Here is a 22604-nt window from a genome sequence, read left to right as displayed (position 1 = left end):
GGCAAGAACTACACCATCACCGGCAACACGCTGAACTGGCGCAACTGGGACTTCCACATCGGCCTGAATTCGCGCACGGGGCTCTCGCTCTCGACCGTGACCTACAACGACAAGGGCACCAAGCGCAAGGTGATGTACGAGGGCACGCTGGGCGGCATGATCGTGCCCTACGGCGACCCTGACGTGGGCTGGTACTTCAAGGCCTACCTGGACTCGGGCGAGTACGGCATGGGCACGCTGACCTCGCCCATCGAGCCGGGCAAGGACGCGCCGATGAACGCGGTGTTCCTGGACGCCACCATCGCCGACTTCACCGGTGCGGCGATGACGATCCCCAACGCGATCGCGGTGTTCGAGCGCTACGCCGGCCCCGAGTACAAGCACCAGGAAATGGGCAAGCCCAACATCAGCGCCGAGCGCCGCGAGCTGGTGGTGCGCTGGATCAGCACGGTGGGCAACTACGACTACCTGTTCGACTGGGTGTTCGCCGAGAACGGCACCATCGGCATCAACGCCGGGGCCACCGGCATCGAGGCGGTCAAGGGCGTGAAGTCGCGCACCATGAAGGACGCCACCGCCAAGGACGACACGAAGTACGGCACGCTGATCGACCACAACATCGTGGGCACCACGCACCAGCACATCTACAACTTCCGCCTGGACCTGGACGTGGACGGCGAGGCCAACGCACTGACCGAGATCGACAACGTGGTGGCCCCCAACACCGCGGGCGGCCCGCGCACCAGCACCATGCAGACGGTGGAGCGCACGGTGGCCACCGAGAAGCAGGCGGCGCAGAAATTCGACCCGGCCCACATCCGCCTGCTGAGCAACCCGAACAAGACCAACAAGGTGGGCAACCCGGTGTCGTACCAGCTGATTCCCTACGCCGGCGGCACGCACCCGGTGGCCAAGGGCGCCAACTTCGGCGCGGACGAGTGGATCTACAACCGCCTGAACTTCATGGACAAGCAGATCTGGGTGACGCACTACCACCCCGACGAGCGCTTCCCGGAAGGCAGGTACCCGAACCGGTCGAACAAGGACACCGGCCTGGGCCAGTTCAGCGCGGACGACCAGGCCATCGTGAACACCGACAACGTGGTCTGGCTGACCACCGGCACCACGCACGTGGCGCGCGCCGAGGAGTGGCCGATCATGCCGACCGAGTGGGTGAACGTGCTGCTCAAGCCCTGGAACTTCTTCAACGAGACGCCCACGCTCGGCCTGGTGCCGGCGCCGCAGAAGGCAAAGTGAAGTCGACGTGAGCGCGGGGTTCGGGCCGGTGTCAGACCGGTCCGAACACCCATTCAAAGTCCAGCAGCGCTGCGGCCTGCGCCGGGTGGCGCTGCACCACCTGGGCCAGGGTCTCGTCGGGCCGCAGGTCGGCCGGCCAGGGCGCGCCGCGCGGGCGCACGGTGAGGGCGTAACGGCCGGCCACGAAACGCATCGCGCCGGTGGGCTGGCCCTGCGCATCGATCTCGGCCTGCGCGGCGCACGGCCCGGTGGAGCCGGGCAGGCGTTCCCACACCTCCAGATAGCGGCCGTGCACGCCGGTCTCGATCACGCGTTCGGGGGTCTCGAACACCATGTAGCCCGCGTCGGGCGTGCTGCGCGGGGGTTGCACGTCCCAGCGGCGGTGCCAGGTGCAGACATCGGGCTGGCCCTGCACGCCGGGCGTGATGCGGGTGAGGCCGCAGAAGCCTTGCAGCTGCGCACGGCCTTCGGGCGTCGCAGGGTCCACGCCGTCGGGCACGCGCAGGTCGGCGTGCCAGCCTTCGGTCTGCAGCCAGTGCACCTGCGTGGTGGTGTCGCGGCCCTCGGGCGTTTCGAGCAGGGTGCGCTGCCAGACGCCGCGGTAGGCCTCAGGGACGGGTTCGTCAGGCGGAGGCAAATCGATCCAAGAGCTCATGCCGCTTCCCGATTCGCGCGCGGCAGGGCGTGGAGCGCGTCCACCGCTTCGGCCGTGCTGCACACGCCGCCGAAGAGGCCGCCTTCGACACCGATCATGGCCAGCGCCGGGGCCTGGTGTTCGGGCTGGCTGGCGGCGGTGGCGTCGCCCACGGTGGTGCAGACAAAGCCACGGTCCACCGCCTCGCGCAGGGTGGAGTGCACGCAGACCTCGGTGGTGACGCCGCACAGCAGCAGGCGGCGGATGCCGAAGGCGCCGAGTAGCGCGCCCAGCGTGGTCTTGTGGAAGGCGCCGTAGCCGGGTTTGTCGATCACGTGTTCGGACGACAGCGGGCGCAGCTCGGGGACGAAGTCGTGGCCCTGTTCGCCGCGCACCAGCAGGCGGCCCAGCGGGCCGGGGCTGCCGATGGGGGCGCCGGCCGCGACGCTGCGGGCGAGCTTGGCGGGCGGGCAGTCCGACAGGTCGGGCAGGTGGCCTTCGCGCGTGTGGAAGACGTGCAGGCCGGCCGCGCGCGCGGCCGTCAGCAGGGCCTTGACCTGGCCCACCACGGCCTGCATGCGCGCGATGTCCAGACCGGCCTGGTGCGCGTAGCCGCCGGGGCTGCAGAAGTCGCGCTGCATGTCGATGACGAGCAGCGCGGTGGCCTGGGGGTCGAGGTCGTTGAGCGTGTTCATTCGAATGTCCTCCGCGCTGCGCGCTTCGGGGCTGAGCGCCTTCGGGGCGGCCGGGCGGCGCTCATGGCCGGCAGAATCCGGTGGTGATGGCCTCGGCCATGCGGCGCGCGACCTCGTCGGCGAGCAGCTGGCCCTTGACCGCGTCGGAGCCTTTGGCGGACGAGAGCACACCCGAAGGCGGCACCCAGTCGGTGCGGCTGGGGTACATGTCGTAGGGCGGGAAGTCGGCCGGGCCGTCGTCGGGCAGCAGGTCCATGCGCACCAGGCTGGGGTGGTGGTGCAGCATCATGGACGTTTCGAGCACCGCAGCGTGCTCCAGCGCGAAGCCGGGAAAGCCGTCGGGGAACACATCGCCCAGGGTCTCGGGCGTCATGAAGTCCCAGTATTCGAGCCGCATCACCTGCAGCGCGCAGGCCGGGTCGGCGGCCTTGGCGTCGCGCAGGCCGAGGTCGATGCCTTCGATCAGGAACCACTGGTTTTCGTAGTGGCCGTTGACGACCACCAGCTTGTCGACGCCGTGGCGCGCGAACTCGCGCACCGCGTCGCGCACCTGGCCGATGAGCGTGGCGGCGTCGACGCTGGTGGTGCCGCAGAAGTGCTGGCCGCCGCCGCATTTGGGCTGCGACTTGTAGCCGTAGCTCAGCGTGGGCGCGACCAGGCCTCCCACGCGCGCGGCGGTGTCGGCCGCGACGGCGCTGGCGAGCAGGCCGTCGGTGCCCAGCGGCAGGTGCGGACCGTGCTGTTCGAGCGCGCCCACCGGCAGCAGCACCGGCGGGTGGTCGGTTTGGATGCGCTGCTGGTAGTCGACCCAGGAGAGCTGGTTCATCCAGACGGTGGGCGGTGTGTTCATGGTGCGGGGTGTGAGGTAGCGGCGACGGTGGGGCGTGTTTCTTCGGCGGGCGGGAACAGGGCTTCGGCCAGCGCGGCGAAGGTGATCAGCGCGCCGCCGGCCCAGCCCATGGGGCCCAGGCGCTCGCCACCGAATGCAATGGCCGTGCCCACCGAGACCAGCAGCTCGGCCAGCAGGATGACGCCGGCGCGGCTGCTCTCCAGGTGGCTCACGCCGTACTGCCAGGTGACGGTGGCCAGCAGCATCCAGACGAAACCGTAGGCCAGCAGTGCCAGCCAGAGCCCGGCACCGATGACGGGCAGCTCGCGACCGGCCAGCGCGGTGGCGATGCCGGACAGCAGGCCGCAGCCGATGAAGACGGCGAAGGTCTTGGTGCGCAGCGGCACACGGTGGGCGGCGCGCGCGATGACGTTGTTGGCGGCGAAAGCAAAACCGGCCGAGAGCGAGAGCGCGTCGACCCAGGTGAAGGCGAGGGGCTCGCCGCCGATGCCCGGACCGCCCAGCACCAGCCACAGGCCCACGATGGCGCCGGCCACCGCGGCCCAGCGCGCGGGCGGGATGCGTTCCTTGAGAAACAACCAGCCACCCAGCACCGACCACACCGGCGAGAGGTAGAACAGGAACATGACCCGCGCCACGTCACCCAGCATCACCGCGTTGACGAATGAGGTGTTGGCCCATCCCCCTACCAGCACCAGCGCGAGCACCAGGCCCCACTGCGCGCGCCAGGCGGCGCGGTCGCGCCAGAGCATCCACACCGCCAGCAGCCCCACCGAGCCGTAGGTCAGCAGCGACACCAGCGGCCCGGGCAGGCCCTGCGCGATGAACCCCTTGAGGGGTATCCAGGTCAGGCCCCAGAGCGTGGCCGAGAACAGCAGCACGCCGGTGGCAAAGCGGTCGGTGGGGCGGGCGGGCAACAGGGTCATGAGAAGGCCTTCAGGGCATCACCGATCCGCCGTTGGGACCCAGGACTTGGCCCGTGTAAAAACCAGAGAGATCACTGGCGAGGAACAGCGCGGTGGCGGCGATGTCCTCGGGCGCACCCAGGCGGTGCTGCGGGATGGCGAGCTCTTTGTCCACCCACTCGGCGCTCATGTGTTCCAGCGAGACCATGGCGGTGGCCACCGGACCGGGTGCGATGGCGTTGACGCGGATGTGCTGCGGCGCGAACTCGCGCGCCAGCGACTTGGTCAGCCCGATCACGCCGGCCTTGGCCGCACAGTAGGGAGCGTAGCGTTCGCGGCCGAGGATGCCCAGGTCGGACGCGATGTTGACGATGGCGCCCTGGCCCCTGGACAGCATGCCGGGGACGAAGGCACGGCAGACCAGGAACACGGCCTTGAGGTCCACACCCATCATGCGGTCCCAGTCGGCCTCGGTGGTGTCGAGAAAGGCCTTCTCCTGGATGATGCCGGCGTTGTTGACCAGCACGTCCACGGCGCCCACCGCGTCGGCCATGGCCTGCACCGCGGCGGCGTCGCTCACGTCGGCATCGTGCGCCAGCGCGTCACCCCCGGCGGCGCGGATCTGATCCACCAGCGCCTGCGCTTCGTTGGCCTGGCGCCAGTGGTTGACCACCACGCGCGCGCCGGCCTGGGCGAACAGCAGGGCGGTGGCGCGGCCGATGCCGGTGGCGCCACCGGTGAACAGGGCGGTGAGGCCCTGCAAGGAGAGTGCGGGCAGCGTCACAGCATCACCTCGCCGTGGCTGGGGCACAGGCACTGGCCGGTGAACGCGGCCGAGCCGTCGCTGGCCAGGAAAAGAAAGGTGTCGGCCAGGTCCTCGGGCGTGAGCATGACCGGCACAGCCTGGCGCGAGAGGATCTCGCGCTCGACCTCGGCTTCGCTCTTGCCCTGCTCCCGCGCCATGGCCGCGAGCGAACGCATGGCGGCCGCGGTGCGCACCCAGCCGGGGCAGACCGCGTTGACGCGGATGCCGCGCGGCCCGAGTTCGAGCGCCAGCGAACGCGTGAGGCCGACCACGGCGTGCTTGCTCGCGCTGTAGGCCGAGAAGCCAGGCACGCCGGTGCGGCCCCAGATGGAGGACTGGTGCACCACGGAGGCGCCGCGCGGCAACAGTGGCAGCAGGGCACGCGTGAGGCGCCACATGCCGCTGACGTTGTTGTCCAGCAGCCCGGTCCAGCGGGCGTTGGCGTCTTCGGCGGCGTCGTCGATGGGCGTGGGGTACTCGGTGCCGGCGTTGTGGACGAGCACGTCGAGCCGGCCGAAGCGGTCGGCCACCTGCGCGGCGACGGTGGCCACCGCGGCATCGCTGCCGAGGTCGCACACCGCGCTGTGCACCTGGTGGCTGCGCAGCGATTCCACCAGCGCATCCAGCGGCGCGGCCTCGCGGTCCAGCAGCAGCAACCGCGCGCCCTGCGCGAGAAAGGCCCGCGCGAGCGCCTGCCCGATGCCGCCGGCCGCGCCGGTGATCAGCACGGTGCGGCCTTCGAGGCCGTAACGGACAGTCATACCGCGGTGAGGAAGGAGACCCCGACCGCGCCGATGAAACCGTCGGCCCGGTGCGGCGTGCCGGGCGGCAGCACGGCGCCGTAGTCCTTGGCCAGCACGCGGGTGACGCGGTGGCGGTGGTAGGCGCGCAGCAGCTCGCCCACCGTGACCACCTGCGGGCTTTGGTCGGCGTACAGCTGGCGGTGCAGCGCGGGCAACTGGTACCAGGGCGCGACGGGCCGTTCGTGGTGGGCGTTGTGGAAGCCGAAATTCAGCCACACCAGGTTGAGCCACTTCGCGTCCAGGCCCACCACGTCGCTGTAGGTGTTGGCCTGCTCGTAGGCGCGGTCGCGCAGCTTGTCCTGCGGGATCGGCTTGTCGTCCAGGATGGGGTAGGCGTCGTAGGTGTGCTGGAAGCAGTCGGCGAAACGCAGCAGGTGCACGAACAGCAGGTAGGCCAGCGCGTACAGCGCCAGCGCCTTGAGCGACCACCACGCCAGCAGCGCCCAGCCGGTCAGCCGCACCATGGCCACGCCGATGACGCGACCGCGCGCCGCCTTCTTGCGCTCGCCCATGAAGGGCAGCGCGATCACGAAGCCGCGCATCACGAACTCGACCGCCGGAATGTGCAGCCATTCGAGCGCCAGCACCACGCGCCGCACCAGCGGGTGCGCGCGCAGGAAGGCCTGCACGTCGAAGGTGATCACGTCGGCCCGCTCGACATGGTGGCGCATGTGCTTGCGGCGCAGGTCGTCGAAGCTGGCGTAGCAGCTGCCGTTGATCCAGCTCATGAGCACGCCCCAGCGCTGGTTGGCCAGCGGCGTTTTGAAGATGGCCTGGTGGGCGAATTCGTGGATGAAGTAGGCCGACCAGGTGAGCGTGAGCGCAACCAGCAGCACGCCGACGGCGTTGAGCCACCAGGCGCCCTGGCCGAGCAGCCAGATGCCGGCCGGCCAGCCGAACACGGTGAAGGCCAGCGCGGCGGTGTTGGGCCAGACGCCGTCGGCGTGGCGGAAAAGGGCTTGTTTCATCGCGGTCACTCCCGGCATGGAAGAGGGATGCCCAGTGCTCCGCCCGCCGGTGCCGGGGGCACGGGCGGCGCGGTGCGCTGTGGGGTCTTACTTGGCCAGCGTCTTGACGATGGAGGCGTCGAAGGTGGCCTCAATGGCCGGCACGGCCTTGATCTGGCCCTTGGCCTTGAGCAGCTGGCCGATCACGTCGCCGCTGGCGAAATACGACGTGGTGTCCTTGCCGGGCAGGAAGGCCTTGGGCATCTCGGCCAGCGGGATGTTGTAGACGCCGCTCATCTGTTCCTGGGCTTCCTTGGCGGAGACGCCCATGAACTTGCCGATGATCTTGGCCGCGTCGTCGGGCTTGGACTTCATGTAGGCCATGCCGTCCAGGTAGGCCTTGATGAGGCCGCTGATCTCGGTGGGCTTGGCCTTGATGACCTTGTCGTCGAACACCAGCACGTCGGCGATCAGGCCGGGGGCGTCCTTGGAGGAGAACACCACCTTGAACTTCTTGCCGCCGCCCTGACCCAGGATCTGCGACAGGCTGGGTTCGTAAGTCACGCCAATGGTCAACTGGCCCGAGGCCATGGCGGCCGGCACGGCTTCGGGCGTCATGCTGACGGGGCTGATGTCCTTCTCGCTCAGGCCGTTGACCTTGAGCGCGTAGGAGAGCAGGAAGTCGCTGGGCGAGAGCGGGTTGTAGCCGATCTTCTTGCCCTTGAAGTCCTTGACCGACTTGATCGAGGCGTCGGCCACGATGGCGTCGCCGCCGTTGGAATAGTCGATGGGCATGACCACCTTCATGGCCTTGCCGGCCGCGACCTGGCCGACCACCTGGTCGTAGGTCAGCATGCCGCCGTCGACCGCGCCGGAGGCGATGGCGGGCGGGATCAGCGCCGGGTCGGTGAAGACCTGCAGCGAGACCTTGAGGTTGTATTTCTTGAACAGGTCCAGCGATTCGGCGACGTAGAACGGGCCGTAGCCGATCCACACCACGGTGGCGATCTTCATGTTGGTCACGCCGGCGGCAAAGCTGCTGGCGGTGGCCAGCGCCAGCGCGGCCCCCACGGCGGGCTTGAACAGCCGGCCCAGCACGGAAGAAGACGGGGTGGAACCTGCGGGAGAGGAAAAGAAACCAGCCAGTTGCATGATGAAGCTCCGTTGGATGAGGGGTGGGCGCAGGAGAACCGATCTGACGTCGTTCTCCCGGGCTTTTGTCCCTCCGTGGAGCCTGCGATGAGGCCGGCCCACTCTCGGACCAGACCCTGCGTTGCCGCAGACGGAACCCTAGTGGACCTACGCACGAGCCGCTGCCAACCTGTGGGCAGACCGCTCTCCATGCTGGTGCTCTCCAATGCATGGAGCGTGCCAGGGTCTGCAGGGCAGATGTGCACCAAAGCGCGGCAGAACGCCGCGAACGCGCGCTCAGACACGACAGAAGTTGGTGCATGGGGGGCACCTAAAATCGACTGCATTCCCCACCACCGCTGCGCCATGCCCCACACCGCCCCCGCCTGCCCGCAATGCGGCCTTGAAAACACCTACGCCGACGGCGAGCAGTTCATCTGCCCGGACTGCGCTTTTGAATGGCCCAAGGCCGCGGCCGTGGACGACGAAGCGTCCGAAGGCGGCGTGGTGAAAGACGCCAACGGCAACCCGCTGGCCGACGGCGACAGCGTGATCCTGGTCAAGGACCTGAAGGTCAAGGGTTCGTCCACCGTGCTCAAGAAAGGCAGCAAGATCAAGGGCATCCGCCTGGTCGACGGCAATGACGGCCACAACGTGGACGGCAAGACCGAACTCGGCCCGATGCTGCTGAAGTCGGAATTCCTGAAGAAGGCCTGAGCGCCGTCCGCCCAGCGAAAGACCCCGTGACCCGCATCGCCGTCATCGACTTTGAAACCACCGGCACCTCGCCGGGTATGGGCGACCGCGCGACCGAGGTGGCCATCGTGATGACCGAGGGCGGGCGCGTGGTGGACCGTTTCCAGAGCCTGATGAACGCGGGCGTTCACATACCGGCCTTCATCACGCAGCTGACCGGCATCACCAACGCCATGGTGCAAGCCGCGCCCCCGGCCGCACAGGTGATGGCCGAGGCCGCGCGCTTTGTGGGCGACGCGCCCATGGTGGCGCACAACGCCTCGTTCGACCGGCGCTACTGGCAGGCCGAGCTGGCCCTGTGCGGCCTGCCGGCCGCGCAACCCTATGCCTGCACGGTGCTGCTCTCGCGCCGCCTGTACCCCGAAGCGCCCAGCCACAAGCTCGGCTCGCTGGTGGACTGGTTCGGCCTGCCGCGCACCGGCCAGGCGCACCGCGCGCTGGCCGACGCGGAAATGGCCACCGAGCTGCTGGGCCGCATCCGCCACGACCTGATGCTGCGGCACGGCGTGGCGCGGCCCGACCACGGATTTTTGCGCGCGCTGCAGACCTGTTCCAAGGCGGCGCTGCCCAAGTTCTGGGCCCGGCAGGCCACGGCGGTGGCCTGACCACACCCGCCACACACCCGCCACACTCCCGCACCATGCGCCGAACCCTGCCCCATCTGTCGCTGTGGCTGGCCCTGGGGCTGGCCGGGTGTGGCAGCACACCGCCGCTCCCGGTCCAGCCGCCGCCGCAGGCGCGGCCCGCATGGTCCAGCGAGCTGGGCCGCGACATCGCCATCCACGCCATGGGCCTGGCGGGCACGCCCTACCGGTACGGCGGCAACACGCCCGAGGGTGGCTTCGACTGCAGCGGGCTGATCGGCTACGTGTACAAAAGCCGCGCCGGCGTGGCGCCGCCGCGCACCGTGGCGCAGCTGGCGGGCTTTGGTCAGGCGGTGGACGCGGACGATCTGCGCACCGGCGACCTGGTGATCTTCGGCAACGACCCGGCCTGGCACGCGGGCATCTACGTGGGTGAAGGCCGCTTTGTGCACGCACCATCGACCGGCGGCACGGTGCGGCTGGACCGGCTGGACAACCGCTACTGGGCCCGTCAGCCGGTGCGCTACCGCCGGCCCTGAGCGGGCCGCGCGGTCTTGCGCGGGGGGTGTTTCAGTGCAACGGGATCGTCAGCCCCAGCAGCAGGGCGGAGGCCCGCTCGCCACTGGGCGGCACCAGGCCGAGGTTCACCCGGTAGTGCGCCTGTTCGTAGCTGGCCATGGGCATGGCCGCGAAGTCGGCGGCGCGGGTGCCGGCGCCCGGCAGTGCGCGGTGCAGCCCCATGGCCGCGCCCAGCTTCCAGTGACCCAGGCTGAAGGGGCTCCAGTGGGCGGTCAGCGCGGTGCGGGTGCGCTCGATCAGCCAGAGGCGCTCGGCCGGGCGCTCCGTGGCGGGGGTGACGGCAGCGTCCCCGCGCCAGTGCAGCTCGGGCGGGCGAGGGCGGGCGATGAACACCAGCTGCTGTGCCAGGTCGTGGACCCAGGCGCGTGACCCCGGCGAAGGCGTGGCGGGCCACGCTTCCACACCGCCCGTGGCGGGCAGGCGCAGCGCGGGCTCGCCGTCCCAACCGTCCCAGGCACAGACGGGAGCCGAGCAGGCCATGGCCAGGGTGGCCAGGGCTGCGGTGGTGGACAGGTGCATGATCGCCTCGCTTTCATCCCGGTGCAGGAAAGAACACCGGATCGCATGATGCGACCCGCGCCCGATCGGGTGTTGCCGTCAAGATCGGCCGGGCGCGTCGGCCGCTTGAGCGGTCAGTTGTCGCAGAATCCGCTGTTTTGTAAGCAAATGCCCGGCGCACCGCGCCCTCCACCGCGCCACCCTGTGCGCCCCACCCCATGCCCCACCACGCCCGCTCCGCCGCCCCGCTGTCCACCCACGACACCACCCGCATCGACGACTTGCGCATCGGCGCCGTGCGGCCGCTGATCACGCCCGCGCTGCTGCAGGAATGGCTGCCCACGCCGCCGGCCGCGCAGGCGCTGGTGGAAGGCAGCCGCGCCGCGCTCTCGCGCGTGCTGCACGGGCAGGATGACCGGCTGATCGTGGTGGTCGGCCCCTGTTCCATCCACGACCACGACCAGGCCATGGACTACGCGCGCCGGCTGAAAGAGCAGGCCGTCGCCCTGCAGGACGACCTGCTGGTGGTGATGCGCGTGTACTTTGAAAAACCGCGCACCACCGTGGGCTGGAAGGGTTACATCAACGACCCGCACCTGGACGGCAGCTTCGCCATCAACGAAGGCCTGGAACTGGCCCGCCAGCTGCTGCTGGACGTGCTGGATGTGGGCCTGCCGGTGGGCACCGAGTTCCTGGACCTGCTTTCACCGCAGTTCATTTCCGATCTGGTGAGCTGGGGCGCCATCGGCGCCCGCACCACCGAGAGCCAGAGCCACCGCCAGCTGGCCTCGGGCCTCTCCTGCCCGGTCGGTTTCAAAAACGGCACCGACGGCGGCATCAAGGTGGCCAGCGATGCGATCCAGGCGGCGCAAGCGCCGCACGCCTTCATGGGCATGACCAAGATGGGCCAGGCCGCGATCTTCGAGACCCGCGGCAATGCCGACTGCCACGTCATCCTGCGCGGCGGCAAGGCGCCCAACTATTCCAAAGCCGATGTGGACGCGGCCTGCGCGCTGCTCCAGGCGGCCGGCCTGCGCGAACAGGTGATGGTGGACGTGTCGCACGCCAACAGCAGCAAACAGCACCGCAAGCAGATCGAGGTGGCCGCGGCGGTGGGCGAACAGATCGCCGCGGGCGACGCGCGCATCACCGGCGTGATGATCGAGAGCCACCTGGCAGAAGGCCGGCAGGACATCACGCCCGGTCAGCCGCTGCAGCGCGGCGTGAGCGTGACCGACGCCTGCATCGGCTGGGACCAGACCGTGCCGGTGCTGCAGGGCCTGGCGGCGGCCGTGCGGGCGCGGCGGGCGGCGGCTCCCCGGGGCTGACGCAGCACCCCGGGAACCAGACAAGACAAAGCGCCGCCGGCCTGAAAGCCGGCGGCGCTTTTTTCAGACCTTCGGTCCGCTCAGCGCGGCTTGCGCGGCGCCATCGGGCCGCGGCCTTCGATGTGGCGGAAGTTGATGCGGCCCTTGGTCAGGTCGTAGGGCGAGAGTTCGAGCGAGACGCGATCACCCGCGAGGATGCGGATGTGGTTCTTCTTCATCTTGCCGGCGGAATAGGCAATCAGCTGGTGACCGTTGTCCAGCGTCACGCGAAAGCGCGTGTCGGGCAGCACCTCGTTGACGATGCCCATCATGTCGATCAGTTCTTCCTTGGCCATGGCGTTTCCTTTGAGACTTGGAGTCGTGGATAGGGTGGGTTCAGATGCAGATGGCCTGCGCCGGCTGCAAGGGCTGCGGCGGGGCGGGCTGTTGTTCTGCGGCCCAGGACAGGCCCTGGGCGTGGGCGTAACGGACGGCGTCATCGTGCGTGGCGAAATCATCCACGAAACGCATGACACGCGCCGTGCTGGCGCTGCCATGGCCGCTGGCGATGGCGACACGGGCGGCGAAACGGCCGCAGGGCAGGGCCACCGGGCTGGCTGCGATGCGGTAACGGCCCAGTGTGAGGGAGGCGGGCGGCAGGGCGCCCATCGAATGTTCGTAAGCAGTAGAAACGTGAATCATCAAATCAGAACCAGGGGTGCTTGCGCGCGGTGTTGCCGCGACAGGCGCACCCGAAAAACCAGTGGCAGCCCCAGGCGCCGGGGTGCCCGACTGCCAGACCCGCACGGTGCTGCAAACACCAGGTGAGCGGGACACGATCCCCGGCAGGGGCATCGTCAACAGCAGGGAAAAAAGGTCGTGTGCGGTGAGAACGCACGCGAATCGCCCAGGAGGGGCCGGACCAGCCTTCCCCTCTGCCGGGGCGTCTCTCCTGCAGGTGTACGGTCTGCGGGCGGCTGATCGCCAAAGGCGAACGCCGGAATATACCACCATGTGGGAAATTGTGCTGGTTTAAGTGCCGACACGCCACCAATACAGGGACTCACTCGTCACCCGCATCCCGCCCCTTGCTGCTGCGCCAGATGGCGCGCACCAGCCACAGGCCGCCGACAAAGGCGCTGGCGAAGCCGATGAAGCCAAAGGCCGGCAGGCCGAACAGGGTGGGGCCCCCCTGCACCGTCATGACGATGGACGAGCCGATGATGAGCGCAGCGATGACCAGGGCCATGGTCAGGCGGTTGGCTGCACGGTCGATCTGGTCGCCCACGCGCTTGAGGTGGGCCACGTCGATGCCCACGTGCACCCGGCCGCGGCGAGCGTTGCGCAGCAGGCGGCTGACGTCGTGCGGCAGCTGCTCGGACACCGCCAGCGTGCGGCGCAGGGTCTGCCAGGCGCGGTTGGCCACCACTTTGGGGTGGTAGCGCGCGCGCACCACCTGGCGCAGCAGAGGCAGGGCCTCGGTGGTCATGTGAAAGGTAGGGTCCAGGCCGCGGCCCATGCCTTCGAGGGTGATGAAGGCCTTGATGAGCAGGGCCAGGTCGGACGGCAGGCCCAGGTGGTGTTCGCGCAGGATGGCGGTGACGTCGCCCAGCATCTGGCCCAGGTTGAGTTCGGCCAGCGGCGCGCCGTGGTACTGGTCGACGAAGGTCTCGATCTCGGTTTCCAGCGTGCTCAGGTTGACGCCGTGGTCGTCACCGGTCCAGTCCATCAGCACGTCGGCCACGGTCTGGGGGTTGCGCTCGACCAGGCCCAGCAGCAGCTGCAGCAGTTCTTCGCGGCGGCGCGCCGACAGGCGCCCGACCATGCCGAAGTCGATGAAGGCGATGCGGTTGCCCGGCAGGTAGAACACGTTGCCCGGGTGTGGGTCGGCGTGGAACAGGCCGTCCTGCACGATCTGTTTGAGCACCGCCTGTGCGCCGCGCTGCGCGAGCAACCGGCGGTCCAGGCCGGCAACGTCCAACTGAGCAAGTTCATGGCCGGGAATGCCTTGCACGAAGTCCTGCACGTTGATGCGTTCTTTCGTGAAATCCCAGTGCACCCTGGGCACCACGATCCATGGCAGGCCGGCCATGTGGGTGGCGATGCGTTCGGCGCTGCGGCACTCGCTGGCCAGGTCCAGCTCGCGCTGGAGCGAGCGCGCGAGTTCGCGCACCAGCAGCTGCGGGCGGTAGGGCTTGAGGGCGGGCAGTTCGGCCTCGGCCAGGGCGGCCAGGCGGCCGAGCAGGCGCAGATCGGCGGCAATGGTTTCGCTGATGCCAGGGCGGCGGATCTTGACCACCACCTCGGTGCCGTCTTTCAGTTGCGCGCGGTGCACCTGGGCAATGGACGCGGCCGCCAGCGGCTCGGTGTCGAAGCGGGCGAACACGTCTTCGGGTTCGCCACCCAGGTCTTCGCGCAACTGAGGGCGCAGCTGGTCCAGCGGCAGGGCGGGCACGCGGCTGTGGAGTTTTTCGAACTCGGCGATGTAGTCGGGGCCGAACAGGTCGGCGCGGCCGGCCAGGATCTGGCCGAGCTTGACGAAGGTGGGACCGAGTTCTTCGATGGCCAGGCGCACCTGCACCGGCGGTTCGAGCCGCGCCAGGTCGGCCGCGTGTTCCCACTTGAGGGCATGGCCGGCGCGTTCGAGCCGGTCGGTCAGGCCCAGGCGGCGCACGCTGTCGCCAAAGCCGTGGCGGATGAACACGCCCAGAATCTGGTTCAGGCGCCCCATGTCGCGGGCCGCGCCCAGGGTTTCGATCAGCATGCGGTCATGATAGACCCGACCACGCGATCACCCGCTCACCCTCGCTGGGCAGGCGCTTCAGGCCAGGGGCGTGAGCGCGTCGAGCTGGGCCAGGAAGGCCGGCGGCACGGGCGCCGGCTTGCGGCTGGCGCGGTCGATGAAGACGATGCCGACCTTGCCGCGCGCCACCTCGCGGCCGGTGTCCACGCAGTCCATGCAGTAGACGAGGTCGAAACCGTAGGGGTTGAAGTCCTGCGGGACCATGCGCACCCGCATGGTTTCGCCGTGGAAACCTTCGGACTTGTACTGCGCCACCAGGTCGCCCACGACGATGGGACAACCGGCGACGTTGGACTCGCGGTGGCCCAGTGACCTGAAGAAGCGCACCCGCGCTTCGGACACCAGGGTCAGCAGCTGGGCGTTGTCCAGATGGCCGCCCTGGTTGACGTGGCTGATGTAGATCGGCAGCTCGGTCGTGAAGACGAAGTGCGCCGGGAGATCAAAGCGGATGCGGGACATGACAAAACGGGGCCTGGAAGACCCCGGGGCTCACTTGCGGTCGGGCAGCTCGATCTTGACTTCCAGCACTTCCAGGTCGTCCTGGCGTTCGAGCTGAACCTTGATGTCGTCCGGGTCGATCTTGATGTACTTGCTGATCACGGCCACCAGCTCGCGCTGCAGCGCGGGCAGGTAGTCGGGTTCGGCGGCGCTGCGGCCGCTGCGCTCGTGCGCCAGGATGATCTGCAGCCGTTCTTTGGCGACGCTGGCGGTCTTCTTTTTTTCGCCGAGAAAGAAGGAAAAGAAGGACATGCTCACTTGCTCCCGAACAGGCGCTTGAAGAAGCCGGGCTTCTCGGCGTCGATGAAGCGCAGGGGCTTCTCGGCGCCCAGGAAGCGGTCGATCACGTCGCTGTAGGCTTCGGCCACGTCGGTGCCCTTGAGGTGGATGGCCGGCGTGCCCTGGTTGGACGCGGTCAGCACGTTCTCGCTTTCCGGGATCACACCGATCAGCTTGATGCGCAGGATGTCCTGGATGTCTTCCAGGCTGAGCATCTGGCCGTCGGCCACGCGGCTGGGGTTGTAGCGGGTGATCAGCAGGTGTTCCTTGATGGGCTCCTTGCCGTCGATGGCGCGCTGCGTCTTGCTGCCCAGCATGCCCAGGATGCGGTCAGAGTCGCGCACGCTGGAGACTTCGGGGTTGGTCACGACCAGCGCCTCGTCGGCGTAGTGCATGGCCATCAGCGCGCCGGTCTCGATGCCGGCGGGCGAATCGCAGACGATGTATTCGAAGCCCATCTCGGACAGGTCGGTCAGCACCTTGTGCACACCTTCCTGGGTCAGCGCGTCCTTGTCGCGCGTCTGGCTGGCGGCCAGCACGAACAGGTTGTCGCAGGCCTTGTCCTTGATGAGCGCCTGGTTGAGGTTGGCCTCGCCGTGGATGACGTTGATCAGGTCGTAGACCACGCGGCGCTCGCAGCCCATGATCAGGTCGAGGTTGCGCAGGCCGACGTCGAAGTCGATGACCGCGGTCTTGTGGCCGCGCAGCGCGAGGCCGGAGGCGAAGCTGGCGCTGGTGGTGGTCTTGCCCACGCCGCCTTTGCCGGAAGTGACGACAACGATTTTGGTCATGGTGAGGGGTCCTCGGGGGTTCAGGGATTCAGGGGTTCGATCACGAGCTTGTCACCGTCCGGGCCGGGCACCAGGCGCACCTGGGCGGCTTTGCCCTGCACGCTGGCGGGCAGGGGCGTGTCGCTGGTGCGGTAAATGCCAGCGATCGAAATCAGTTCGGGGTCCATGCCCATCGCAAAAATGCGCGCGTCGGCATTGCCCCGCGCGCCGGCAATGGCCTTGCCACGCAGCGGGGCGTAGACGTGGATGTGGCCGTCGGCGATGACCTCGGCACCCGGGTTGACCATGGCCATGACCACCAGGTCGCGACCGCGGGCATACACCTGCTGGCCCGAGCGCAAGGGCTTGTCGATGACCAGAGCACCGGGCGCCGGGGCCGGTGCCACGGGGGCGGCGGGCGCTTCGGCCACCGCAGCCGTTGCGGCTGCCGGTGCAGCGCTGCTGCGCTGCACCGTGGCGTCGTTGGCCTGGATCAGCCCGGCCAGCAGGGCGGCGGCGGTCTGCGCTTCGTTGCCGCCACGCACCGCGACGGGTTGCAGGCGGTACTGGCGCAGCAGGCCGTTCAGGGCCACGAAGTCCACCGGGCTGTCGGCCTGCCCGCCCGCTTGCAGCGGCGAGAGGTCGATCACCAGCGGATCGTGGTCGAAGAAGTCGGGCATGTCACCGAAGCGCTGAGCGAATTCGGCGGTCAGCAGGGCCAGGTCGGCGGACTTGAGCAGCAGGGCCACCAGCGGCAGCTGGGCGCTCTTGATCTCGAAGGTGGCGGGCGCGTTGGCGGCGAGGGCGACGGACATGGAGGGCGCGCGGAACGCAGAGGGCAAAGGGGGGTGGCCCCACCATGCAAACAGTGCACCGGGCGACCGGCGCTGCACACGGCACAGGCGCCGCGCATCTTACCAGCCGGGGGTGCCAGGCGACCCCGGCCGACCCAGCCCGCCGACGGGGGGTGGACGGGCCACAGGCAGACCTGGTGCGAGCGATCGACACCGCCCCTGTTTGCGGGATGACAAGGCCAGGGCACCGTGATCTGCCCATACTGGTGGCCCATGAGCCATTCCCAACCGACCCCCAGCCCGATGCTGCTGCTGCGCATGACGCGCCCCGCCTTCCTGCTGCTCACCGTGGTGGCCTGCGCTCTGGGCACGGCCACCGCCTCGGCCTGCGGCTGCGGGCTGGACTGGACGCTGGCCCTGGGCGCGACGTCGCTGGCGGTGCTGGCCCACGCGGCCGGCAATGTGCTCAACGACCTGCACGACGCACGCAACGGTGCCGACGCGGCCAACGGCCAGGGCATCTTCCCGTTCACCGGCGGATCGCGGCTCATCCAGAGCGGCGCCGTGACCGAGCGGCAGACCGCCGACCTGGCCAAGGCCCTGCTGCTGTTCCTGCTGCCGGCCGGCCTGCTGCTGGCGGTCAAGACCGGCGGTGGCGTCGTCGTGCTGGGCTCAGCGGGCCTGCTGCTGGCCTGGGCCTATTCGGCCCCGCCGCTGCGGCTGATGTCGCGCGGCCTGGGCGAACCCACTGTGGCCCTGGTGTGGTTTCTGGTGGTGGTGGGGGCCGACTACGTGCAGCGGCGGCAGTTCTTCATCATCCCGGCCAGCGCCGCGGCGGGGTTTGCGCTCATGGTCGCGGCGCTGCTGCTGATCAACGGCTTCCCGGACGCCGAAGCCGACGCCCGGGTGGGCAAACGCACCCTGGTGGTGCGGCTGGGCGCCACACCGGCCGCGCTGCTCTACGCCAGCCTGGTGCTGTGCGCCCACGCCTGGCTGGCGCTGAGCGTGTGGCTGCTGATCCCGCCCATGCCCGCGCTCTGGGGCCTGGTGTCGCTGCCGTTTTCGCTGGCTGCGCTGGGCTGGCTCTGGATCCACCGCCACCAGCCCGGACGCCTCAAGCCCGCGCTGGCGCTGACGGTGGCGGCCACGCTGCTGCACGGCCTGGGCATGGCCTGGGGCTTTGCGCAGATGGCGCGCTTCCACTGAAGCCGCCCAACCGCAGCGCCGGCCGGCAAGAACGAAAGCGCTCACACAACCACCTCGGTCATCCGGGTCCGGTCATCGGGGTCCGGTCATCGGGGTCTGACCCCGTTTTTTCCTTCTGGTGAAAATTGGAATCTGACCCCGATTCGGTTTTGAGTGGGGGTCTGGATGGGTTTTGGGGCGCTGGCGCAGCCGGGTTTGCACAAAGCTGTGGATAAATTTCTGGCAACCCTATATTTATCCACAGGCCAGTGGACAAATCGGAAGTTGTCCCCGTTGGCGGTGCAGCGGGAACCGCCTGCCCTGCACAGGCTTGTGGGTGCTGCAAGTGCTTGATCTGGAAAAGGAAAAGGCGCTTGTCCACACCGCAGGGCGCCCTCTACTACTACGACTAATTTAAGAAACTAAGAGATATAAGAGATAGCAAGGCACAAGTTTTCAGCCATGCCGGCGGCGCCAGCCGGTCAAAACCGGTCTCGCACAGGCGAAAAAAAGCCACCCGACGGGGTGGCTGGGGCTGAACAGGGCTCAGAAAACCGTCAGAACACGGTCAGACGGCGCTCAGAGCGTGTGGGTGACCAGTTTGAAGTCCGGATCGTCCGGGAACGGCTTGATGTGGAAGCCCAGGCCCTTCATGAGCTTGAGCATGCCGGGGTTGTTGGCCAGCACCAGGCCCTCGATCTCGTCCAGGCCTTTGTCGCGCGCCTCTTCCATGATGCTGAGCATCAGGCGCGAACCCAGGCCCTTGCCGTTGAAGTCGTCGGCCACCACCAGCGAAAACTCGCAACTGGCTTTGTCGGGGTTGGTGATGTAGCGCGACACGCCCACGATGCGCTCGGTCTCCACCGGTTCGCCGTCCTCGCCCATCTGGCGCGTGCGGTGGATGGCCACCAGCGCCATCTCGCGGTCGTAGTCGATCAGGGTCAGGCGCGAGAGCATGGCCGGCGGCAGCTCGGTCATGCTGGAGACGAAGCGGTAGTAGCGGCTTTCGGCCGACAGGCCGTGCACCAGGTCCTGCAGCATCTGGGCATCGTCCGGGTGGATCGGGCGGATGGTGTACTCGCCGCCGCCGCGCAGCGGCCAGATCTGCTCGTAACGCGCCGGGTAGGGCAGGATGGCCAGGTGGGCGTAGTTGCGCGCCGTGGCCGGCGCGCTTTCGATCACGATGCGCGCATCCACGGCGACCGCCCCGTTCTCGTCCACGATGATGGGGTTGATGTCCATCTCGCGCAGCTGGGGCAGCTCGCACACCATTTCGGACACGCGCAGCAGCACCTGTTCGAGCTTTTCACGGTCCACCGCGCTGGCGCCGCGCCAGTCGCCCAGGGTGTCGCTCACGCGCGAGCGTTCGATCAGCCGGCGGGCCAGGAACTGGTTGAGCGGCGGCAGTTCCATGGCGCGGTCGTTGATCAGCTCGATCATGGTGCCGCCGGCACCGAAGGCGATGACCGGGCCGAACGGGTCGTCGGTCTTGAGGCCGATGTACAGCTCGCGCCCGCGTTTGGCACTGGCCATTTTCTGGATCGTCACGCCGTTGATCCGCGCGCCGGGCTGCAGGCGGCCCACGGTTTCGATCATGCTGTTGAACACGTCGCGCACCGCGGTGGCGTTCATGATGTTGAGCGCCACGCCGTTCACGTCGCTCTTGTGGCTGATGTCGGGCGAGTCGATCTTGAGCGCCACCGGGTAACCCAGCTGGGTGGCGATCATCATGGCTTCGTTGGAGGTGCGCGCCAGGATGGTCTGCGTGACCGGGATGTGGAAGGCCGACAGCAGTGCCTTGGACTCCATCTCGGTCAGCACCTTTCGCCGCTCGGTCAGCACGTTCTCGATCAGCAGGCGCGCGCCCTCGATGTCGGGCTTGCCCAGGGTCGACAGCGGCGGCGGTGTCTGCTGCAGCAGCTGCTGGTTTTGATAAAAGCTGGCGATGTTGCCGAAGGCGCCCACGGCCGCTTCGGGGGTGCGGAAGCTGGGGATGGCGGCCTTGGCCAGCACGGCCCGCGCCGGGCCCACCGAGGCGTCGCCCATCCAGCAGCACAGCAGCGGTTTGCCCAGCCGGGTCTTCAGCTCGGCCATGGCGGTGGCGATGTCGGTCGAATCCACGCCCGCCTTGGGCGAGTGCACCACCAGCACGCCGTCCACCGCCCGGTCACGGCCGGCGGCGTCGATGGCGGCGCGGTAGTGCTCGGCGCTGGCTTCTTCCGACAGGTCGATCAGGTCGGTCAGCGACGCCAGGCTGGGCAGTTTGGCCTTGAGCTCGGCCGCGGTCTCGGGCGAGAGCTGGCCAAGCTCGAGGTCGATTTCGCTCACCCAGTCGGCCGCCAGCACGCCGGGGCCGCCACCGTTGGTGACGATGGCCAGGCGTTTGCCCACCGGGCGGTAGCGCGAGGCCAGGCATTTGGAGGCGGAGAACAGTTCGACAAAGGAACGCACCCGCACCGCACCGGCGCGGCGCAGGGCGGCGTCGAACACGTCGTCGCTGCCCACGATGGCGCCGCTGTGCGTCTGCGCCGCCTTGTTGCCCGCCGTCTTGCGGCCGGCCTTGAGCACGATCACCGGCTTGGCGTTGGCCGCCGCGCGCAGCGCGCTCATGAAGCGCCGTGCGCTGGAGATGCCTTCCAGATAGACGACGATGCTGTGCGTTTGCGCATCAGAGGCCAGGAAGTCCAGCACCTGGGCGATGTCCACGCTGGTGTTGGGCCCCAGCGACACCACGTTGGAAAAGCCCACCGAGTTCTGGCTGGCCCAGTCGAGGATGGACGCGGTGAGCGCACCCGACTGCGACACCAGGGCCAGCGGCCCCGGCGCGGCCAGCGACCCGACCACGCTGGCATTGAGCCCCGTGCGCGGGCGCTGGAAACCCAGGCTGTTGGGGCCCAGCAGGTGCATGCCGTGGCGCTTGGCCACACGGTGCATGACGGCCGCCTCGGCCGCGGGGATGCCACTGCCCACCATCAGCGCCGCCTTGCACTTGATGCGCCCGGCCACTTCCAGCGCCGCGATGGCTTCACCGGGGGGCAGGCTGATGATGGCCAGGTCGGCCCGGGTCTGTGCCAGGTCGCCCAGGGTGCCGGTGGTCTGGATGTCCAGGAACACCAGCTGGCCGGTGAAGCGCTGCGCGGTCAGGGCCTCGACCAGCGCGACAGCCTGCGGCGTCTGCCGCTCCGGCGTGTCCTTGCCGGCGAAGACGGCGATGGTGGCGGGTTCGAAGAGGGGGGAGAGGTAGTGTTTGTCCATAAATCGTTCAGGTTGTGCCGCCGGGCCGACCCAAGGCGAAACGCGACCCGGAAACGGAGAAGGAACCGGTTCCTTCCAGTTCCTGGGGCAGCGACCCGTGAGCCGGTGGAGCATGGGGGCACATGTTCAGTCGGCTCCGATGAGGACCCTGACATGCGCCGCCACGCTGCGCGCCAGCGGGCTGAGCACGTAGCCGCCCTCCAGGCACGAGATCACGCGGCCCTTGCAGTGTTTGTCGGCCACTTTCATCAATTCTTGTGTCACCCAGGCGTAGTCGGCCTCGACCAGGCCCAGGTTGCCCATGTCGTCCTCGCGGTGGGCGTCGAAGCCGGCCGAGATGTAGATCAGCTCGGGCCGGAAGGCGTCCAGCGCCGGCATCCAGTGCTCGCTCACCGCGGCGCGGAAGGCGTCGCTGCCCGATCGGGTGGGCAGGCCGACGTTGACCATGTTGGGGCCGACCGCCTGCTCGCCGTTGAAGGGGTACAGGCCCTTCTCGAAGATCGAGCACATCAGCACCCGTTCGTCACCGCGGAAGATGTCTTCGCTGCCGTTGCCGTGGTGCACGTCGAAGTCGATCAGCGCCACCCGCTGCAGGCCGTGCACGTCCAGCGCGTGGCGCATGCCCACGGCCACGTTGTTGAAGAAGCAGAAACCCATGGCCGCGGCGCGTTCGGCGTGGTGGCCGGGCGGGCGCACGCTGCAGAACGCGGTGGACGCCTTGCCCGCCAGCACCAGCTCGGTCGCCTCGATGGCGGCGCCCGCGGCGCGCAGGGCGGCGGGCAGGGTCCAGGGGTTCATGCTGGTGTCCGGGTCCACCTGGTGGGTGCCTTCCTTGGGCGCCATCGCCATCAGCTCGCGCACGTACAGCGAGGCGTGGGCCCGGCCCAGCTGTTCCTCGGTCGCCAGCGGCGCGTCGTAGGGAATCATGTAGTCCAGCAGGCCCTTGACCAGCAGGTGGTCGTTGATGGCGGACAGGCGCTCCGGGCACTCGGGGTGGTGGGCGCCCATCTCGTGGCGGGCGCAATCGGGGTGGGTGATGTAGGCGGGCAGCATGGTTCTCGGGTCTCCTCGGTTCTCAGTCGTTCGCCGGGCCGCCCCAAGAACGACTGCACCCCCTCGGGGGGCCTGGCAGAGCCAGGGTTGGGGGCCATTTCACACGGATATGTGCCCGGGCTGGAAGCGCCCGTCGGCTCGAAAGAGCCAATCTAGACCTGCTTGCTGACACCCGCCTTGATGCAGCGCAACAAGGGTCGGGTGTGCGCCGGCTGC

Annotated in this window: 23 protein-coding genes, 1 pseudogene and 1 riboswitch; of the genes and pseudogenes, 6 read left to right on the top strand and 18 right to left on the bottom strand. The window is 68.8% G+C overall.

Annotated elements, in window-relative coordinates:
* A pseudogene (gene tynA / locus ACR2JA_RS04730) lies at positions 1–1257 on the top strand (primary-amine oxidase); the annotation flags it as partial.
* A 31-nt stretch (positions 1258–1288) separates the two neighbouring features.
* Here tynA and ACR2JA_RS04725 read toward each other — a convergent pair.
* From ACR2JA_RS04725 to ACR2JA_RS04690, 8 genes are all read right to left on the bottom strand, one after another.
* Positions 1289–1912, bottom strand: a complete 624-nt coding sequence (locus ACR2JA_RS04725; RefSeq protein WP_434007961.1) for a hypothetical protein — start codon at positions 1910–1912, stop codon at positions 1289–1291.
* Positions 1909–2586 (bottom strand): cysteine hydrolase family protein, encoded by a 678-nt coding sequence (locus ACR2JA_RS04720; protein WP_434007960.1) that lies wholly within the window; start codon positions 2584–2586, stop codon positions 1909–1911. Before ACR2JA_RS04720 ends, ACR2JA_RS04725 begins: the two co-directional genes overlap by 4 nt.
* Positions 2587–2647: 61 nt before the next feature.
* Entirely contained in the window at positions 2648–3436 is a 789-nt protein-coding gene (locus tag ACR2JA_RS04715) for a creatininase (RefSeq protein ID WP_434007959.1), read from the bottom strand.
* Positions 3433–4362, bottom strand: coding sequence for a DMT family transporter (locus tag ACR2JA_RS04710; protein WP_434007958.1), 930 nt, complete (start codon positions 4360–4362; stop codon positions 3433–3435). The genes ACR2JA_RS04715 and ACR2JA_RS04710 overlap by 4 nt, the downstream gene beginning before the upstream one ends.
* Before the next feature lie 10 nt (positions 4363–4372).
* On the bottom strand, positions 4373–5125 hold the full coding sequence (locus tag ACR2JA_RS04705; RefSeq protein WP_434007957.1) for an SDR family NAD(P)-dependent oxidoreductase: 753 nt from the start codon (positions 5123–5125) through the stop codon (positions 4373–4375).
* Entirely contained in the window at positions 5122–5907 is a 786-nt protein-coding gene (locus ACR2JA_RS04700; RefSeq protein ID WP_434007956.1) for an SDR family NAD(P)-dependent oxidoreductase, read from the bottom strand. Before ACR2JA_RS04700 ends, ACR2JA_RS04705 begins: the two co-directional genes overlap by 4 nt.
* The gene (locus ACR2JA_RS04695; RefSeq protein ID WP_434007955.1) at positions 5904–6917 is read right to left on the bottom strand and encodes a fatty acid desaturase family protein; all 1014 of its coding nucleotides are present in this window, start codon (positions 6915–6917) and stop codon (positions 5904–5906) included. The genes ACR2JA_RS04700 and ACR2JA_RS04695 overlap by 4 nt, the downstream gene beginning before the upstream one ends.
* 87 nt (positions 6918–7004) lie before the next feature.
* Positions 7005–8048 (bottom strand): ABC transporter substrate-binding protein, encoded by a 1044-nt coding sequence (locus ACR2JA_RS04690; protein ID WP_434007954.1) that lies wholly within the window; start codon positions 8046–8048, stop codon positions 7005–7007.
* A gap of 52 nt (positions 8049–8100) precedes the next feature.
* A riboswitch (guanidine-I (ykkC/yxkD leader) is annotated at positions 8101–8201 on the bottom strand.
* A gap of 192 nt (positions 8202–8393) precedes the next feature.
* On the opposite strand from ACR2JA_RS04690, the gene ACR2JA_RS04685 reads away from it, so the two are divergent.
* Genes ACR2JA_RS04685 through ACR2JA_RS04675 form a run of 3 tightly spaced genes read left to right on the top strand, consistent with a single transcriptional unit; the run spans position 8394 to position 9906 of the window.
* Complete coding sequence (locus tag ACR2JA_RS04685; RefSeq protein WP_434007953.1) at positions 8394–8744, top strand: zinc ribbon domain-containing protein YjdM; 351 nt, start codon at positions 8394–8396, stop codon at positions 8742–8744.
* A 26-nt stretch (positions 8745–8770) separates the two neighbouring features.
* Positions 8771–9388, top strand: coding sequence for a 3'-5' exonuclease (locus tag ACR2JA_RS04680; RefSeq protein ID WP_434007952.1), 618 nt, complete (start codon positions 8771–8773; stop codon positions 9386–9388).
* A gap of 35 nt (positions 9389–9423) precedes the next feature.
* A complete protein-coding gene (locus ACR2JA_RS04675) occupies positions 9424–9906 on the top strand; it encodes a C40 family peptidase (RefSeq protein WP_434007951.1) in 483 nt (160 codons plus the stop codon).
* A gap of 31 nt (positions 9907–9937) precedes the next feature.
* Here ACR2JA_RS04675 and ACR2JA_RS04670 read toward each other — a convergent pair whose 3' ends face one another.
* Complete coding sequence (locus ACR2JA_RS04670; RefSeq protein ID WP_434007950.1) at positions 9938–10465, bottom strand: hypothetical protein; 528 nt, start codon at positions 10463–10465, stop codon at positions 9938–9940.
* Between the two features lie 197 nt (positions 10466–10662).
* Here ACR2JA_RS04670 and ACR2JA_RS04665 point away from each other — a divergent pair, with 197 nt between their 5' ends.
* Positions 10663–11772 carry a 3-deoxy-7-phosphoheptulonate synthase gene (locus tag ACR2JA_RS04665; protein WP_434007949.1) on the top strand — a complete coding sequence of 370 codons (1110 nt, stop codon included), beginning with the start codon at positions 10663–10665 and terminating at the stop codon, positions 11770–11772.
* A gap of 80 nt (positions 11773–11852) precedes the next feature.
* On the opposite strand, the gene infA is transcribed toward ACR2JA_RS04665, so the two are convergent.
* The 7 genes from infA to minC form a co-directional block, all read right to left on the bottom strand.
* A complete protein-coding gene (infA, locus tag ACR2JA_RS04660; RefSeq protein ID WP_066260756.1) occupies positions 11853–12107 on the bottom strand; it encodes a translation initiation factor IF-1 in 255 nt (84 codons plus the stop codon).
* 40 nt (positions 12108–12147) lie between these two features.
* Positions 12148–12420 carry a hypothetical protein gene (locus ACR2JA_RS04655; RefSeq protein WP_434007948.1) on the bottom strand — a complete coding sequence of 91 codons (273 nt, stop codon included), beginning with the start codon at positions 12418–12420 and terminating at the stop codon, positions 12148–12150.
* 394 nt (positions 12421–12814) lie between these two features.
* Entirely contained in the window at positions 12815–14515 is a 1701-nt protein-coding gene (locus tag ACR2JA_RS04650; RefSeq protein ID WP_434007947.1) for an ABC1 kinase family protein, read from the bottom strand.
* A gap of 57 nt (positions 14516–14572) precedes the next feature.
* A complete protein-coding gene (locus ACR2JA_RS04645; protein ID WP_434007946.1) occupies positions 14573–15013 on the bottom strand; it encodes an acyl-CoA thioesterase in 441 nt (146 codons plus the stop codon).
* A 30-nt stretch (positions 15014–15043) separates the two neighbouring features.
* Positions 15044–15304: a cell division topological specificity factor MinE gene (minE, locus tag ACR2JA_RS04640; protein ID WP_434007945.1), complete on the bottom strand. Its 261-nt coding sequence runs from the start codon at positions 15302–15304 to the stop codon at positions 15044–15046.
* A gap of 2 nt (positions 15305–15306) precedes the next feature.
* A complete protein-coding gene (gene minD / locus ACR2JA_RS04635) occupies positions 15307–16122 on the bottom strand; it encodes a septum site-determining protein MinD (protein ID WP_434007944.1) in 816 nt (271 codons plus the stop codon).
* Positions 16123–16142: 20 nt separating this feature from the next.
* Entirely contained in the window at positions 16143–16916 is a 774-nt protein-coding gene (gene minC / locus ACR2JA_RS04630) for a septum site-determining protein MinC (protein WP_434007943.1), read from the bottom strand.
* 252 nt (positions 16917–17168) lie between these two features.
* Between minC and ACR2JA_RS04625 the strand changes: the two genes are divergently transcribed.
* Positions 17169–18101 (top strand): prenyltransferase, encoded by a 933-nt coding sequence (locus ACR2JA_RS04625; RefSeq protein ID WP_434007942.1) that lies wholly within the window; start codon positions 17169–17171, stop codon positions 18099–18101.
* Between the two features lie 558 nt (positions 18102–18659).
* On the opposite strand, the gene ACR2JA_RS04620 is transcribed toward ACR2JA_RS04625, so the two are convergent.
* Together ACR2JA_RS04620 and ACR2JA_RS04615 are read right to left on the bottom strand one after the other, a co-directional pair.
* A complete protein-coding gene (locus ACR2JA_RS04620; RefSeq protein ID WP_434007941.1) occupies positions 18660–21335 on the bottom strand; it encodes a GNAT family N-acetyltransferase in 2676 nt (891 codons plus the stop codon).
* Positions 21336–21461: 126 nt separating this feature from the next.
* Positions 21462–22388: a histone deacetylase family protein gene (locus ACR2JA_RS04615; protein WP_434007940.1), complete on the bottom strand. Its 927-nt coding sequence runs from the start codon at positions 22386–22388 to the stop codon at positions 21462–21464.
* Positions 22389–22604: the final 216 nt, after the last annotated feature.

It is taken from the genome of Hydrogenophaga sp. (assembly GCF_051007235.1).
Taxonomy (GTDB): Bacteria; Pseudomonadota; Gammaproteobacteria; order Burkholderiales; family Burkholderiaceae_C; genus Hydrogenophaga.
This window is presented reverse-complemented; position numbering and strand designations above follow the sequence as displayed.

Bases quoted from the DNA above. Each gene is read 5' to 3' on its own strand.
- ACR2JA_RS04675 (WP_434007951.1), top strand. From the start codon at position 9,424: ATGCGCCGAACCCTGCCCCATCTGTCGCTGTGGCTGGCCCTGGGGCTG.
- ACR2JA_RS04725 (WP_434007961.1), bottom strand. From the start codon at position 1,912: ATGAGCTCTTGGATCGATTTGCCTCCGCCTGACGAACCCGTCCCTGAG.
- ACR2JA_RS04670 (WP_434007950.1), bottom strand. From the start codon at position 10,465: ATGCACCTGTCCACCACCGCAGCCCTGGCCACCCTGGCCATGGCCTGC.
- minE (WP_434007945.1), bottom strand. From the start codon at position 15,304: ATGTCCTTCTTTTCCTTCTTTCTCGGCGAAAAAAAGAAGACCGCCAGC.
- ACR2JA_RS04650 (WP_434007947.1), bottom strand. From the start codon at position 14,515: ATGCTGATCGAAACCCTGGGCGCGGCCCGCGACATGGGGCGCCTGAAC.
- ACR2JA_RS04720 (WP_434007960.1), bottom strand. From the start codon at position 2,586: ATGAACACGCTCAACGACCTCGACCCCCAGGCCACCGCGCTGCTCGTC.
- ACR2JA_RS04685 (WP_434007953.1), top strand. From the start codon at position 8,394: ATGCCCCACACCGCCCCCGCCTGCCCGCAATGCGGCCTTGAAAACACC.
- ACR2JA_RS04690 (WP_434007954.1), bottom strand. From the start codon at position 8,048: ATGCAACTGGCTGGTTTCTTTTCCTCTCCCGCAGGTTCCACCCCGTCT.
- ACR2JA_RS04715 (WP_434007959.1), bottom strand. From the start codon at position 3,436: ATGAACACACCGCCCACCGTCTGGATGAACCAGCTCTCCTGGGTCGAC.
- ACR2JA_RS04655 (WP_434007948.1), bottom strand. From the start codon at position 12,420: ATGGGCGCCCTGCCGCCCGCCTCCCTCACACTGGGCCGTTACCGCATC.
- ACR2JA_RS04665 (WP_434007949.1), top strand. From the start codon at position 10,663: ATGCCCCACCACGCCCGCTCCGCCGCCCCGCTGTCCACCCACGACACC.
- ACR2JA_RS04625 (WP_434007942.1), top strand. From the start codon at position 17,169: ATGAGCCATTCCCAACCGACCCCCAGCCCGATGCTGCTGCTGCGCATG.
- infA (WP_066260756.1), bottom strand. From the start codon at position 12,107: ATGGCCAAGGAAGAACTGATCGACATGATGGGCATCGTCAACGAGGTG.
- minD (WP_434007944.1), bottom strand. From the start codon at position 16,122: ATGACCAAAATCGTTGTCGTCACTTCCGGCAAAGGCGGCGTGGGCAAG.
- minC (WP_434007943.1), bottom strand. From the start codon at position 16,916: ATGTCCGTCGCCCTCGCCGCCAACGCGCCCGCCACCTTCGAGATCAAG.
- ACR2JA_RS04695 (WP_434007955.1), bottom strand. From the start codon at position 6,917: ATGAAACAAGCCCTTTTCCGCCACGCCGACGGCGTCTGGCCCAACACC.
- ACR2JA_RS04620 (WP_434007941.1), bottom strand. From the start codon at position 21,335: ATGGACAAACACTACCTCTCCCCCCTCTTCGAACCCGCCACCATCGCC.
- ACR2JA_RS04710 (WP_434007958.1), bottom strand. From the start codon at position 4,362: ATGACCCTGTTGCCCGCCCGCCCCACCGACCGCTTTGCCACCGGCGTG.
- ACR2JA_RS04645 (WP_434007946.1), bottom strand. From the start codon at position 15,013: ATGTCCCGCATCCGCTTTGATCTCCCGGCGCACTTCGTCTTCACGACC.
- ACR2JA_RS04700 (WP_434007956.1), bottom strand. From the start codon at position 5,907: ATGACTGTCCGTTACGGCCTCGAAGGCCGCACCGTGCTGATCACCGGC.
- ACR2JA_RS04615 (WP_434007940.1), bottom strand. From the start codon at position 22,388: ATGCTGCCCGCCTACATCACCCACCCCGATTGCGCCCGCCACGAGATG.